13 protein-coding genes are annotated in these 14937 nt (G+C 39.8%); 7 read left to right on the top strand and 6 right to left on the bottom strand.

Translation table 11 applies throughout. The annotated features are described in order from the left end of the window. Positions 1-304: 304 nt before the first annotated feature. Positions 305-1288 (bottom strand): choloylglycine hydrolase, encoded by a 984-nt coding sequence (gene bsh, locus BO222_RS05875; protein WP_075819233.1) that lies wholly within the window; start codon positions 1286-1288, stop codon positions 305-307. 376 nt (positions 1289-1664) lie between these two features. Here bsh and rpmG point away from each other — a divergent pair, with 376 nt between their 5' ends. Together rpmG and BO222_RS05885 are read left to right on the top strand one after the other, a co-directional pair. Continuing rightward, positions 1665-1814, top strand: a complete 150-nt coding sequence (gene rpmG, locus BO222_RS05880; RefSeq protein WP_075819235.1) for a 50S ribosomal protein L33 — start codon at positions 1665-1667, stop codon at positions 1812-1814. A gap of 242 nt (positions 1815-2056) precedes the next feature. After that, the gene (locus BO222_RS05885; RefSeq protein WP_075819237.1) at positions 2057-2686 is read left to right on the top strand and encodes an MBL fold metallo-hydrolase; all 630 of its coding nucleotides are present in this window, start codon (positions 2057-2059) and stop codon (positions 2684-2686) included. A 160-nt stretch (positions 2687-2846) separates the two neighbouring features. Here the strand turns inward: BO222_RS05885 and BO222_RS05890 are convergent, their stop codons facing one another. Next, a complete protein-coding gene (locus tag BO222_RS05890; RefSeq protein WP_075819239.1) occupies positions 2847-4289 on the bottom strand; it encodes a glycoside hydrolase family 32 protein in 1443 nt (480 codons plus the stop codon). Positions 4290-4572: 283 nt separating this feature from the next. Next, positions 4573-4785 carry a hypothetical protein gene (locus BO222_RS05895; RefSeq protein ID WP_075819241.1) on the bottom strand — a complete coding sequence of 71 codons (213 nt, stop codon included), beginning with the start codon at positions 4783-4785 and terminating at the stop codon, positions 4573-4575. Positions 4786-5105: 320 nt separating this feature from the next. Between BO222_RS05895 and BO222_RS05900 the strand changes: the two genes are divergently transcribed. From BO222_RS05900 to BO222_RS05920, 5 genes are all read left to right on the top strand, one after another. Continuing rightward, positions 5106-6098 (top strand): ATPase, T2SS/T4P/T4SS family, encoded by a 993-nt coding sequence (locus BO222_RS05900; protein ID WP_075819243.1) that lies wholly within the window; start codon positions 5106-5108, stop codon positions 6096-6098. Next, positions 6091-7065 (top strand): type II secretion system F family protein, encoded by a 975-nt coding sequence (locus BO222_RS05905; RefSeq protein ID WP_075819245.1) that lies wholly within the window; start codon positions 6091-6093, stop codon positions 7063-7065. Before BO222_RS05900 ends, BO222_RS05905 begins: the two co-directional genes overlap by 8 nt. A 213-nt stretch (positions 7066-7278) precedes the next feature. Then, positions 7279-8658, top strand: coding sequence for an MATE family efflux transporter (locus BO222_RS05910; protein WP_075819247.1), 1380 nt, complete (start codon positions 7279-7281; stop codon positions 8656-8658). 274 nt (positions 8659-8932) lie between these two features. Beyond that, positions 8933-9886 carry an alpha/beta hydrolase gene (locus BO222_RS05915; protein WP_075819249.1) on the top strand — a complete coding sequence of 318 codons (954 nt, stop codon included), beginning with the start codon at positions 8933-8935 and terminating at the stop codon, positions 9884-9886. A 249-nt stretch (positions 9887-10135) separates the two neighbouring features. Continuing rightward, positions 10136-10864, top strand: a complete 729-nt coding sequence (locus BO222_RS05920) for a YoaK family protein (RefSeq protein ID WP_075819251.1) — start codon at positions 10136-10138, stop codon at positions 10862-10864. 155 nt (positions 10865-11019) lie between these two features. Here the strand turns inward: BO222_RS05920 and BO222_RS05925 are convergent, their stop codons facing one another. The 3 genes from BO222_RS05925 to BO222_RS05935 form a co-directional block, all read right to left on the bottom strand. After that, positions 11020-12426: an amidophosphoribosyltransferase gene (locus tag BO222_RS05925; RefSeq protein ID WP_075819253.1), complete on the bottom strand. Its 1407-nt coding sequence runs from the start codon at positions 12424-12426 to the stop codon at positions 11020-11022. A gap of 523 nt (positions 12427-12949) precedes the next feature. Beyond that, positions 12950-14119, bottom strand: a complete 1170-nt coding sequence (locus BO222_RS05930; protein WP_075819255.1) for a peptidoglycan bridge formation glycyltransferase FemA/FemB family protein — start codon at positions 14117-14119, stop codon at positions 12950-12952. 563 nt (positions 14120-14682) lie between these two features. Beyond that, positions 14683-14937, bottom strand: a 255-nt coding sequence (locus BO222_RS05935; RefSeq protein WP_075817320.1) for a transposase, incomplete at its 5' end; no start/stop codon positions are given.

The raw sequence follows: 14937 nt of genomic DNA on the forward strand, positions 1-14937 counted from the left end.
TGCCTGAGTTCAACAGAATCACAAAAGGCGGAAATCTTCCGTTTCCGACTTTCCTGAGAGGAAAGCTGGAGCACAGAGAAGATTTCCGCCTTTGATGGTATTCAGGGATAACCGGGAATAAAAGCCCATGCAAATTTCAAAAGGTTACGGAGACTCTTGGCTTTGGTTAAGACTTTTTGATGTTATTAAATAAAGCAAGTAATGGTTTGTAATCAGAAATAAAAAAAAGGCGAACCACCGATTTCAGGTGATTCGCTGAGAGTAAAATCTGTAAGTCAAATAAATCAGAGATTTCTATGGATATTTAGTTATCGAATGGGATGACGAAATCTTTCTTGAATGGGTAAACGACTAAAGTTTTTCCATCCAGATCTTCTTTTTTCATATCAACGGCATAGATCGTTGGGTTATAGTAAGTGGAATGATACCAGACACCTGTCTTTGTATCTCCGCCTGCTGTATACAGTGTAATTTCATATTCGCCAGGTTTGACTTCATCTTCGCCGGATACCTGTTGAACGTTTGAAAGAATGTGGAAGAATTCAGCGACATTCTTTAGCGGCTCATCGGCTGATTTGGAATTTCTTAGAGTAAACACAGCACGAACAAAGCGGCTGATTGAATCGACACCGCCAGGAAGTCCAATTGATCCTATTCCACGGGAATACTCAACCAGTCCATCTTTATCGTCGGCAAAACGCACTGGAACAAGATCACCTGAAAGATTGATGTAATAACTCATATTCCAGAGCATGTAATCAAAGGTTGGTGGGTTAGTCAGACAGTTAAATGGATTATCGTAGACTTTAAGTCCTTTTTCTTTTGTGGTTTCGATTACGATTGATTCTTTTTCATCAGAAATAATCCAATGCAAAGCCTGAGGAGGCAGACATTCGGAAAATCCGGTGTTATCGATATTGATATTTTCCAGAAGCTTTCTTGATTCTTCTACAGACTCACATTGACTCAGGATATAGGGAATAAATTCAAAGGAAGCTACATTATCTTTTCCTTCTGTTACCGGAGGGTAATAGCCAAATTTAAAGAATGCCAGACCAGCCATACCTAAACCTTTTTCATTCATGGCTTCGAAATACAGAGGTGTATTATCGATGACCATACCGGTACCGATCAAAGCATAATGTTCTTTAATATGAGGCATGTTTCTTAATTCAAATTCATAGTTTCTAGGAGTTATAACTGTGGAAACTGGATATTCCATTTCAAGGTCAAGGTTTCTACCGAAGAAATGGGAGCTTCCGTTTTTATAACTGATCGCTGTACACATCGAGCAGTCCTCTCTTTCTTGTTTATTTCTTTAATCATAGTATTCTTGAAAATTGATAACGATTGTTTTGACCGTCGTTCAATACCTCATCTTAACAAGATGGCTCAACAACCATTATCATTTGTTAGCCAATGAAAATAATCCAACTTGCAATAAAGAACTGAATCAGAGGCCTATGAAGATCTTATGAGATAAAGTACAAGTCTACAGCAAAAAAGATACTGTAAAAGAAAGCTGTTCAATAGTTTATAATTAGTCCACACATGATCAGTTTGCCCGAAAAATTCAGATGGTTTTTGCCAGAATCAATCGAACCTTGCACTTGAAATTGGGCCTGTGGTATAATCGCAAAGGTGTAACGTGAGGAGGATTGACTGTGAGAGACCGCATTGTATTTAAATGCTCTGTTTGTGGTGACGAAAACTATATCGGTACCCGCAATAAAAAGAAACATCCTGAAAAAATGGTAATCAAGAAATACTGCCCAAAATGCAACAAACAGACTGAACACAAGGAAAAGCGCTAGTCGAATTTCCTCAATCGATCTGTATAAATATTGTATTGAGTTTATATTTCTTAAATCCTGTTTGGATAAACCAGAAATTCAACGGATATGGCGCCTGCTGTATCCTTTTTTTATTTTTCTTCTGTCTTTGCAACGATTCTGCGATTTTGAAATCAGCTCATAACTCGAAGAATGGATTTGGTTGAGGTCTGAAAAAAACACTCTTCTTTTGGTATTGGTATACTTTAAGTGAGGTGATAAGAATGCAGGTAATCTGTCAACCCGTTGGTCCAGTAGAGGCCAACTGCTATATCGTTCTTGAAAATAATAAAGCGCTGGTTATTGATCCAGGTGCTGATGGCAAGAATTTAATTGAAATGATTAAAGCCCTGAACGCTGAAGTGCAGGCAGTCGTGCTGACCCATGCGCATTTTGATCATATGGGCGCTGTGGATGATCTGATTGATGAATTCAAGGTGGATGTTTACATGAATCCAGCTGAATTTGATTTTTTGAGCCAACCAGCAAAGAATTCTTCATCCGCTTTCTTTGGAATGCCGCATGTAAAACTGAATGCCAAGCCTCTTCCCTTAAAAGAAGGAGAACAGAAGATTGGTGATTTTACTCTCACTGCTTACAGTGCTCCAGGACATTCCATTGGTAGCACCATTCTGAAAATCCAGGATTGTCTGTTTACTGGAGATGTATTATTCAACCAGTCTATCGGAAGAACCGATCTGGCTACCGGCAATGCCGACCAGATGAAAGAATCACTGGAATTCCTGAGAAATCTTCCAGGAAATTATGAAGTCTATCCAGGTCATGGTCCTGCCACAACGCTGGATCAGGAAAGAAAGAATAATCCTTATCTGATTTTTCCAAACATGATTTAAATCCAAAAAAAAGACTCAATGAATCAAGCAGAGCCAGGGAATTGTTTTCTTTCCCTCTCTGATTTTCATTGAGTCTTTTTCCTCTTTTTGCTTTTTGATTAATTTAGGATTATCTAATTTTCCCGGAATTCTGAAGCGGTTATATGTTATATAATGCAGACTATTTCGTTTGAATCGTATAGAAATCAATATCTGCCTTACAGCTGCCGATGGTTTCGATCTCAATTTCGTCGGCAAAAATTGGCGTCGTAATCGCATTGCTCATCACCATTTCTCCATCATTGATGAAGATTTCAATGGAGAAGCGATCAATCAGAACCCGTATTTCTTGAATTCCGCCTTCAGGAGCTTTGGCTCTGCGGATTGCATTGGAATCACTTGTCATTCCTGACCAGGTTCGATCAAATTCAAGCAGGTTCTGGTGAGTGTACCAGGTCAGCGTACTTTCGAATTCTTCTTTTTCACTTTTGGCCAGCCCCAAAATCAGAGCCGAGAGATTCTGAGTCTCCTTAAAGCGAATGATCAGTTCAGAGCATCGGCCAGCGATCTTTTCATTTTTGAATGTTCCATCAATTTTGATATCCGAGAGATGAACTGGGTTGATTCGATTCTCTTCCAGTTCGCGAACCGGTTTTTGCATCAGTTTTCCCTCCTGCATCCAGATTTCTCTGGGGAAGGTCATCTGACCTGCAAAATCGAAATCCTTTTTAAAGATTGGATTATCCCAGCTCGCCATCCATGCAATCATCACTCTTCGTCCATCGGGTAATAAGACACTTTGCGGGGCATAGAAATCCAGACCATAGTCCAGTGAATGGGCAGTGAAGTCCTTAAATTGATGGTTTTCAAAAGGGCCGGTTAGCCAGACCGAGTTGTGACCATTATGAAATTCAAGCCCTTTTGCCCGCATATCCTGTGGAGAGAACATTAGGATCGGTGTTCCGTCCAGCTCAAAGAAATCCGGGCATTCCCACATTGAACCAAAGGTTCCTTTCGAGTGAGCCATAACATTTTCAAACTTCCAGTTCATCAGATCATCCGATGAAAACAAAATAGCCTGTCCCTGTCCTTTTTCATCCAATGAGCCGCAGACCACAAAATATCGATCTCCTTCTTTCCACACTTTAGGATCCCGAAAATGAATTTCAGAAAATCCCTGAGGGATTAAGGACGTTGGGATGACAGGATTGTTTTTCAATTTTTCATAATTCTTTCCATCGCCGATTGCCAGACACTGCTGCTGAAATTCGCCGTTTTCATCCTTTCGTACCCCTGTATACATCAGAAAGTGTTTACCGTCTTTTTCAATGGCGCTTCCCGAAAAGACTCCTGCATGATCATAGTCCTGATCTGGTGCCAGAGCACACCCTTCAAGAGTCCAGTCAATAAAGTTTTCAGTCGTCTGATGCAGCCAGTGCATCGGACCCCATTGGTTGTTGTAAGGATGATATTGAGCGAATAAATGAACCTTTCCATCAAAAAAGGAGAAGCCATTTGGATCGTTGATCCAGCCAATAGGAGCTGCGTAGTGAAAAGCAGGCAATTGGTCTTCAGAAAGTTGATGCTCTTTTTCGTATTGTTTAGCTTTTTCAAGTTTTGTCATAGGTCATTCCTTTATTTTTACATCTATTTTGGATTCTGATTCTTTCCTGACTTTTGAATACTTAAATCAGGGATCTGTCTTTTGACGCAACAATTGTATTCGATATCTGCAGCGATTTCTATCAATGGAGAATGTTTCTTTGTGTGAGGCGGAGTTTTTTTAGGAAGCGTATTCAACGAATAAAGAGCAGTATGGATTAACAAAATGTATCTTTCCAGATCATCAGTTTGTTTGTTGATATGGATAATATGAGGATTTACGAACCTGATCCGCAAAATCTGCTCTATGTATCCGAGGTATTCGAAGATTGATCCGTTTTCTGATTTTTGGATTTCAGGCGCTGAACAATGAGGATCCGTGCAATCATGGCAAGAATTCCTCCAAAAAGACAAATGATCAGTGCGGAAGAAAATTCACCATGGACGGATTCCACAATCACAACAATGGTAAATAGTGTAAGCAGAAATAATAAGGCGCCTTTGATTCGATCATTCATAAATTGTCCTTTCAAAATGATGCAGCAATCAAGCTAATCTTAAATAATTTGTATCAAATTTCGTTCAACATGAGAAAACCGGTGAATAAGAAAGTAGGTCGTTCGCATGAATCTATAAACATTTTGCCATAATCGAATTCCTTCATACAAACCTGACTCGTCCAATCTAAGATCATCGGCTGGAATGAACAGAAATTAAAAATGAAAATTTCAGAAAATATGAAGTTTATAGACTTGCATTCGAACCGATTGATGAAAGGAGAATCCAGCAGCAATGATTTATCAGGATCAAAGAATACAGCTGCTGAAATCAAAGGAATATGGAACAGCTGCTTGGGCTTCTGCTTGACTATGCCTTTGAAAAGAAAGCAAGCGATATTCATATCAGTCATCAGAGTCATCAGGAGGAGTTAGAAATTCTGTTTCGAACAGATGAGGGTTTTCTGGCCTTAAAGCAGGATATTTTTGATCTGAGGGTATTTGAAGTTATTAAATTCATTTCAGGCATGGACTTGTGCGCTCCTCACAAACCCCAATCTGGATCATTTCGGATTCATTCAGATAAGAGGGAATATACCTGCCGCTTTGCTTACCTGAGCAACCATGATTTGCAGACAGGGGTGATTCGGTTATTAAATGCTGCAAGAGATTTAAAAATTGAAGAACTGTCGAGTAATTCTAAAGCGATCGCTTATCTGCAGCAGATGACGATGCAGGAGCATGGATTAATCATATCTGCAGGTCCTACCGGAAGTGGGAAGACCACAACTCTTCATGCCATTCTTCATGATATGGCCCTAAGAAAGGATCGAAAAATCGTATCTCTGGAAGATCCAATCGAGATCAGGGATTCAAATTACATTCAGATGGAAATTAATGAAGCGCAGGGATTTACCTACGAAAAGGGGATTGAAGAACTGATGCGTCATGATCCAGATGTCATATTCATCGGGGAATGCAGAAGCGCTTTTTCGGCAAAGATGGCTGTTCGGGCAGCACTTACAGGACATCTTGTATTTACAACCCTGCATTCAGGAACAGTCGAAGAAGCCATAAGACGAATGCTTGAATTTGGAGTTGATCCAAAAGATTTATCCACCATTTTGCAGGCTGTGTTTGCCCAGAGATTATACAAGTCGAAAAAAGGACATGAAAAAGATTTGGGAAAGGAATGCGTTTATGAAAGATGGAAACGGGAAGACATTGAAAACTATTTTAAATCAGGAGATACATCTCAAAGACCTGATTCCCTTTTTGAAGAAATCGAGTTTGCGAGTGCAAGCGGATGGATCGAAGCCCCAAAATTTGTCTGACTTTTCGGTATCCATGACCCCGGATGAAATCAGAAACTTTGTTTTAATGAGCCAGAGTGGGCTAAGCTTCAGACAGGCTGCAGTCATATCGTTCAGGAATGCGGATGAGATTTTTGATCTTTTAAAGCAGGGGATACCCCTTGAAAAGGTGTTCACTTATAATCAGAAAAAGAAGTTTTTCAGGCAGTTAGGAGAGCTGCTGAACTTTCTTGAGCTGCCAAAAGCACTCGAGAGAGTTGTGATTTTGGAAAAAGGGAGCAGTCATCTGCTGCATCTATTGTCTTCACAGCTTTCTTACCCGATGTTTTTGATGTTCTTTGCCTGGCTCTTATTGTGGTTCTTTACTCTGAAGATTTTGCCATCACTTAGTATGTATGCGGCAGATTCTGAATTTATTCTGTTATATATACTTCTTGGCCTGTTTACTGTTTTCTGGTTTGGATTGATTGTTCTTGGATTACTCTTTCTAGTTTCAAAGAAACAGAGTTCAGGTATGATTTCCAAAAAGGCTTCACAGATTTTACAAAGATTGTTTAGAAAGTTTAGTTTGATCAGGAAAATCCAGAGTTATTCTCTTTGCGCCTGGTTAGAATGTCTGCTGTCATGTGGTTTATCGACCAGAGAAACCATAGAAAATCTGAAAAAGATGAAAAGTACTGGATTTATTTGCGTTGAAGCCAGGGAATGGAATAGGAAAATGAGAATCGGATATCGTTTTGAAGAAATCCTAAAAGACTGCGAATGGATTGATCCAATCTTTTTAACGTTTCTTGAGGTTGGAATGGAAAGCTCACAGGTTGTTTCTCTGCTTAACTCCTATCGAAAGCAGACCCTGATCCAGATCGAAAAGGAACTGAAGCAATTTTCTGTCTATATCCAGTGCCTGGCTTATGGAAGTGTAGGAATGCTCTGTATCAGTGTCTATCAGGTGATGCTTGCTCCTTTGAATATGCTCAGCACCTTTTAAATGCAGCTTTCGCAATCGAATACCTGGATTCAAGAAACCTGCAAAAAAAAGAATAGCAGTTATCGTTTTATGGAACTGGTAAGTGAAATCATAAACTTTTAATTTTGTCGTTTCATTCTCTGTTAAGATGTAATTTAACTCTTTACAATGAACTTCAGAAGAAAGAGAAAAGAGGATATGAGTGGATGGACTCATAGGTGAAGGAGGATGTTCATGACAACTAATGCAGCCGAACAGAGAACATGGCTGTTTGAAAAAGAAAAGATTTCGAAGGCGGTTTTTAAACTGTCCATCCCGACGATCTGTTCTAATCTGGTTATGATTCTGTATTCGCTAGCGGATACATTTTTTGTGGGGATGATTAATTCGCCGGCTCAATCAGCGGCGGTATCAATCATTTCTCCTGTTTTACTTGCTTTTAATGCAATCAACAACTTATTTGGAGTCGGCTCATCATCAATGATGTCCAGGGCTCTGGGAGCTAAAGATTATAAGACACTGCGAAGATCGAGCGCTTTTGGTTTTTATGGCTCCTTAATTTGCGGAGTTATTTTTTCCATGCTGGCAGCCATTTTTTCAGGTCCGCTGCTTCATATGCTTGGAGCCTCTGAGGAAACGATGGAGCCGAGTTCCCGTTATCTGTTATGGGCAGTTATTCTTGGAGCACCATTTGCAATATTGAATGTCGTTATGGGTTACATGGTTCGAGCTGAAGGAAATACTCTGCAGGCTTCGATTGGAACCATGTCAGGCGCTTTTATCAATATTCTGCTGGATCCCTTATTCATTCTTGTCTTTGGAATGAAAGCCGAAGGAGCGGCTCTTGCCACCCTGATTGCGAATATCTGTGCCTGTCTCTATTTCTTCGGCTATCTGTATCTCAAAAGAAAAACAACCTTGGTTTGTATAGATATCAAAGAATTTGGATTTAAAAAGAATATCGTTTCTGGTATTTGCGCAGTCGGAGTTCCAGCCAGCATTCAGAATCTGTTAAATGTTGTTTCGCAGGTATTAATGAACAACATTGCCGCATTCTATGGAACAACCGCAGTTGCTGCATTAGGAATTGCTTTTAGAAGCTCTCAGGTTTTGATGTATGTTGGAATGGGAATATCTCAGGGAGTCATGCCATTAATTGGCTATACTTATGCGGCCAGAATGGTTGATCGAATGAAAAGCTGCATCTTCTATACCATGAAGCTTTCAATCTGTATCATGTTTACACTGACCATATTCTACGAGCTCTTTCCAGCAAAAATCATGGGCGCTTTTATCAGTGATCCAGATACTGTAGCCATCGGAAGCGTGCTGATCCGGGGAATGGCTTTAGCCAATCCATTCCTGGCGATTGACTTTATGAACGTAGGCGTTTTTCAGGCCTGTGGAAAGGGTACTCAATCGCTCATTCTGGCTATCCTGCGTAAAGGTATCTTTGAGATTCCGTTCATGTTCCTGTTTAACGCAGTACTTGGGGTTTATGGAATTGGATTCTCAGCACTCTGTGCCGAAGTTCTAATGACTGCGATCTCGTTATTGATGCTCAGATCCTTGTTGAAAAAAACTATGAAACAGACAAATCCTGCTCAGCTCTAGCTGTTCAGGATTTTTTTATTGTCTCTAAAATGTAGGAACTGTTATCTTTTTGAGGAAAACGCTTGCAAATTCTTGCTGTTTGATATTTGGCTGACATAATTTTTACATTTTTATGTTTTAATATTTCAGGTACATAGAGAAAAGTTGGATCCTGTTTGGATCATTAATTCATGCGGCGAAGAGTATAAACATTGATATTCAGACAGTTGTTCATTATGGATTAGTGCATTTTACAGGAAAGATGAAATTGCCTGGAAGGAGAAATATTTACATTATGGATTTTAATTACTTTGTCTTTCTGGTCGTCATCCTGACCATCAAAAAATATTTGAATCGTCTGGCAAAAAAGAAGAAGAAATATGAAAAGCTGCCCGATGGCGTGATTAAGGCTGCTTACGAATACGCCCCATCGACTAATAAAAAGCTGCTGCGTGAATGCAATATTTATACTCTCGAAAATACGGATACTCGAAAAATGCCAATTATCATTGATATTCACGGCGGCTGCTGGGTTCATGGAGATAAGGATGTCTACGACGAATACAATTCGCACCTCGTTAAGGAAGGGAATGTCGTTAGTTCCTTAACTTACCGGACTGCGGATAAGGCCAGCCTCGGTGATCAGATTCGAGATGTATTTGCCTATCTGAATTTTCTTGAAGAAAATGCGGATGAATTAAAAATATCCCTGGATCAGGTTATGCTGACAGGAGATTCAGCAGGAGCAGAACTGGCTCTGGTTTGTCATTGCATCAATCAGTCTGAAGAGATGCAAAGAGTCTTTAAAGTCAAACCAATTCACTTCGATATTCAGGCCATGGTCCTTACTCATCCGGTCTGCTTCATCGATCAGGCGGGTACTATTCCACAATCTCAGTTTTTATCTAAACATTTTGGTGTTCCGGGCTTACAGAGATTTCTTTATGGAAAGAATTATCATGAATCTGAAGAGTATCAGTATTCAGTCAATCCGACCAAGTTTATCGATGAGAATATGACTTTCCCGCCTATACTGCTTGTGACCAGTGAAGGGGATTCTACATTTAAATATCAGACATTCCTGCTGGCAGATCTGTTCGATTCCTGTAAGATTGATTATCGGATCTATTTTGAGCAATCCAAAGATGCCCCTCACGTTTTCAATATCAGCAAACCTCTGGATCGCTTAGCTCTTAAGTGCAACCAGTATATTAATGATTTCTTTCATACGAGCCTTCTGTCTCAATAAGACGAAGTAAGCTTTATTTTTGGAGTAATGTTTATTCCAAAGATAAAGCCTTTTTTCTTTGATCATCCTTCAAGGCTGAATGGATCAAAAGCGAAATGAAAAGCGCTTTTAGACTTTGCAGATGAATTTTGTTCTCCATCTCGGTCTATGGAAACAATTGGTTTATTATGGAAGGAAAGATTTGTCTGACAGCTTTTCCAATGGAATTCGGTTTTGAATTGTCGATATAAATGAAAAGAGGGGATTTTCATGAAAGTCTCGATTCGAACATCCCAAAAACAGATGTCTGAATCATACTGGATTGCATTTCTGATCACGATATCCGGTGGACTGCAGGATGTTTACAGCTATTTTGTTCGTGGGCATGTTTTTGCAAATGCTCAGACTGGAAACATTATCTTTTTGGCAATGGGAATTGCCGATCGGAATTTAGAACAGATTATCCGTTATCTGATACCACTTGCCTTCTTTATGAGTGGAATTCTGATTGCTCAGCTGATCCGAATGCGCCTGCATCATAAACGTCTGCACTGGAGACAATGGATACTTCTTCTGGAAATCCTGTTATTGGCAGTGGTTCCCTTTATTCAGAGTGATCTGATCGCAAACAGCCTAATTTCCATGTCCTGCGCGATTCAGGTTCAGTCATTTCGAAAAATTCATGGTCATCCTTTTGCTTCAACCATGTGTATAGGAAATATGAGAAATATGATGGACAATCTGGCGATGTTTATTCATACAAAGGATCAGATATATCTGAAATATTCAGCAGGATATCTGCGGATTATTTTTTATTTCATATTAGGATGTCTGCTAGGCGGCCTGCTGATGATTAAAATGGGAATCTATACGATAATGATCAGTGTCCTGCTTTTGTTTGCAGCTTTTATCATGATGTTTTATCACTCTGAATCAGAAGAGCTAAAGGAACTGGAAAATGAATATTCCAATTTCACAAAACACTCCAACGAACAGTAAGTTATGCAAGCTAGGATAGCGGATTTCATTGGAATATCTGCAATGATCAAAAATGCCATTTCTCGAAAGAGAAATGGCATTCGTCATTTTATAAGAGTATTGAGTTTCTATCAGATATCGAATGCTGGATCCTTCTGAATGAAAGCTTAAAGTTCTTATTCAGTTCCATCAAAGCAATAGGTGCAGAGCTGGCATTTATCGAGTCCGATGGACTTGCACATGTCATCGAGTCGATGATAGCGCAGAGATGTAAAGTCGGAACGCTTTCGGATTTCTTCAAGCATATTGGCATAACGTTCAGAATCCGGATTGGCATATTCTGCTAGAATTTCATCCGTTACATTACCGCCTTCAAGATCGTTAATCACACGGCGGGTAATCAGATCCATTTCGGAGTTGGATCTTGAGAAGTTCAGAAATTTGCAGCCAAACATGACTGGCGGACAGGCAGGTCTTACATGAACTTCTTTTGCTCCGGAGTTATACAGAAAATCAGTTGTTTCTCCAAGCTGAGTACCGCGGACGATGGAATCATCGATCAGAAGCAGTTTCTTGTCCTTGATTAATTCCTTAACGGGAATCAGTTTCATCTTCGCAATCTGGTTGCGCTGTGTCTGGTTGGTTGGCATAAATGAGCGTGGCCAGGTAGGGGTGTATTTAATAAATGGTCTTGAGAAAGGGATGCCTGTCGCATTGGCATAACCAATCGCATGAGCAATCCCAGAATCAGGAACCCCGGCGACGCTGTCAACTTCTACGTTGTCTCTTTCGGAAAGGATCTTTCCACAGCGATTTCGCATTTCTTCAACATTGACCCCTTCATAGGTCGAAGTCGGATATCCGTAGTAAACCCAGAGGAATGAACAGATCTTCATATCTTTTTCTGGCTGTTTTAATACAGTGACTTTATCCGGGGTCAGAAGATCGATTTCACCTGGTCCCATATCTCTGAATGGAGTATATCCAAGGTTTAAGAATGAGCTGCTTTCAAATGCGGCGCAGTATCCTTCATCTTTTTCACCCAAAACGATTGGTGTTCGTCCTACTTTATCCCGGCTGGCATAAATTCCATCCTTAGACATCAGAAGAATCGACATACTTCCTTCAACCACATCCTGAACGTATTTGAGCCCTTCGACAAAAGAGTCCTTCGTTGAAATCAGAGATCCAACCAGTTCGACGGGATTGATGTCACCATTACTCATTTCATAAAAATAGGACATTCCATGCTCAAAACAAAGATCTTTCAGTTCCTGAAGATTATTGATTCGACCTACTGTGCATAAAGCAAAACTTCCAAGATGGCTCTGTAAAAGTAAAGGCTGCGGCTCATAATCGGAAATACATCCGATTCCATAATTTCCATGAAGCTCATCTAAGTCATGATCAAATTTGGTTCGAAATGGCGTATTTTCAATATTATGAATTACCCGGCAGAATCCGTCTTCTCCATGAAAAGCCATTCCTGCCCGACGGGTACCCAGATGGGAATGGTAGTCGGTCCCAAAGAAGACATCAAGCACTGCTGAGTGCTTCAATGTCGCTCCAAAAAATCCACTCATAGTCAGTTCCTTTCTTTTCCTAATTCTTCAAATTTGTAAACCAATTATAATCATAAGCAATTTTATTTCGATAAAACAGAAAAAATAAAAAAACCTGTCTGGCTATTGATGCAGATTCAGAGATTTTAATTTAAAGTGAAGCATTTTTGATGTTTTGCCTGAACGGATATTTCGTGTTGTGATTCAATATTTCAAGATTGTCTGAATGGTCTGACTTAAGGCAAAGAAGAAAAAGGCCTTCATTATAAAGTCCTTTCCTGATGTATAGAAAAACAGAGCCAAATTCTCCTTTATATTTAGGAGAATTTGGCTAAATTACACTCATAATCGAACAAACTCTAAATTCTGTGGTTCTCAACCTCTAAAGACGGGCCTTTTCATCATACCTTCTAAATCGGGGCGTGTTCATATTTCCTCTGTCTTCGCCGCACTTAATGATCAGGCCTCACTTACTTTGAAGCAGCAGCTTTTTCTTCGCTTAGCTCATCAGAATTCTTGATAACCAAAGGGATGTAGTTTTGTTCTATGCCTGATCGGCTTTTCTCTTTTCATAAATTGGATTGACTATGGAATACATCATTGGCATCACGACCAGATCGAATTCTCCAATATATTCTTTGATCATTGAACCATAGCCTGCTTTATGAACATAAAGTCCATCGGAAAGCGTTCCTTCCACTCCGCTCATATCTGCGTATTCGATGCCGCGGTCTTTGGCTTTTGAATAGGCATCCGTATAAACACGGCGGCTTGCCTTCGTGAAGCTGTAGGCTGGATCGTTTCCCATATAGAGCATTTCCATGGTTTTGCCATGATCGATATTTAAGATTCCGCTGACATAAGGAGATCCATGCAGACCATCAAGCTTTTCTAAACCTTTAACAATCCGGTTATATTCTTCTTTTTCTTTCTTGGTCAGTTTTTCTTTGGCATCCAGTTCGGCTTTTTTCTTTTCAAGATCCATTCGGGCCTGATCAAAGTTGGCCTTTCCAAGGATGATATTAGCCTTCTCACCGTATGTTTTCAGCATTCGTTCAAAGTATTCTTTATCGCGCAGCCGAACATTTTTCTTTTCTTCAGTGCAGTGCATCAGGCGGGTAAATTCTTCAAGAACCTCAGGATCATACCCATATGTAGTTTCGGTTTCCACTCCGTACAGATCAGCCGTTTTAAGACCGCGTTTGCATGAACGGTCAAACCCCTTTTCAAAATCATTACGCAGATCAACACCCATCGTATAACGAGGCTGAACGGTTTCTGCAATAAAAGTGGTATATCCTTTATGTTTTGCACCTAATTCATTTACAAAATAATCGACATAGGAAGTATCTGGCTGTTCTGGCTTTTCTTCCTTTACATTCCACTTTCGAACCAGAATTTCAGGATCAAATTTGATGAAAATACATTTTTCCTTTCGAGCGCTCTTCTTAAGCTCCTTTAAAAGATAGCCAATGGCTTCCTGATTGGTTCCAATAGGACCGCGCGGAAGGTAAAACATTGAAAAGCCCATAGCAAGCGGCTTTTTTAAAACGAGAGCAGCGGCAATTAGATTAGAATTGTCATTCTCGACTCCAACCAGTTCAGAATCCCAGTTGCTTTTTATGGATGCCCAGGGAGAACCTTGCAGCAGATTGCCATATTGTTCAGAAAACGCATCAAATTCTTTTTGATCGACCTGACTCATATATTTCATAGATTAATACTCCTTACTTTTTTGGATTGAATGATGAAACTTCGATATTTATATCGAATATCAGTTCGGATATCTGTACTTCACACCAATGGTAATAGTTCGTCCTCTCTATTATAGGCATGTAATTTCAAAACTGCCTGTGTGCATCGCTTTCAACAGAAAGGATTGAACGAACCTTCTCTTGAAGAGGTTGAAGCCATGAAACAAAATTGCTTCAAAGCAAAAAGCCAGTTTCAGTTTGTGAAAAAGAATTCTGTCATGATCACTTCAATCTGTCAATCAGGTTCTTCTCGGAGCAGCAAAAGATAATCTTTAATTGATGTAAGAATTAATGGGCGAAGTGAAAAAGAGAATACTATGAAAGAGGGGATCTAGCAATAGCCATAAGACTGGAAAAAGGGGCTGTTAAATTTCGACTGATTTTTCATCAGCGAGATTTACAGCCCCTTTTTCTATGCTTTTTATCTGATTCAATCCTGTTTTATGATGTGTTTTTCCGCTCAAGTCAATTTTTGAACGCACTGAAAAGAGCCAAAACTCAAAAAGACTGTTTATAATCTTTTTCAGATTTCGCTTTTCTGCTCCTTTAATTTTCCATAACGTTCGAGTTCTGGGCAACTCATCCGATTTCTGTTGTTTAATTTTCTGATATTGTGTCCCATGGCCACAATAAGCACCTCAAATTTTACGTTTTCCAGTCCCCGGCGTCTCAATCGGCTGTATCTGTAGTTTTCTTTAAGATCTCCGAAGGTTCCTTCCGCCTGAATGCTCCGGCTGACCATAATCTCATGTCCTGCATCTGAAGACATGTTCTCCCG

Origin of the sequence: Ileibacterium valens, assembly GCF_001945525.1 — a bacterium.
In the GTDB taxonomy this organism is placed as follows: domain Bacteria; phylum Bacillota_I; class Bacilli_A; order Erysipelotrichales; family Erysipelotrichaceae; genus Ileibacterium; species Ileibacterium valens.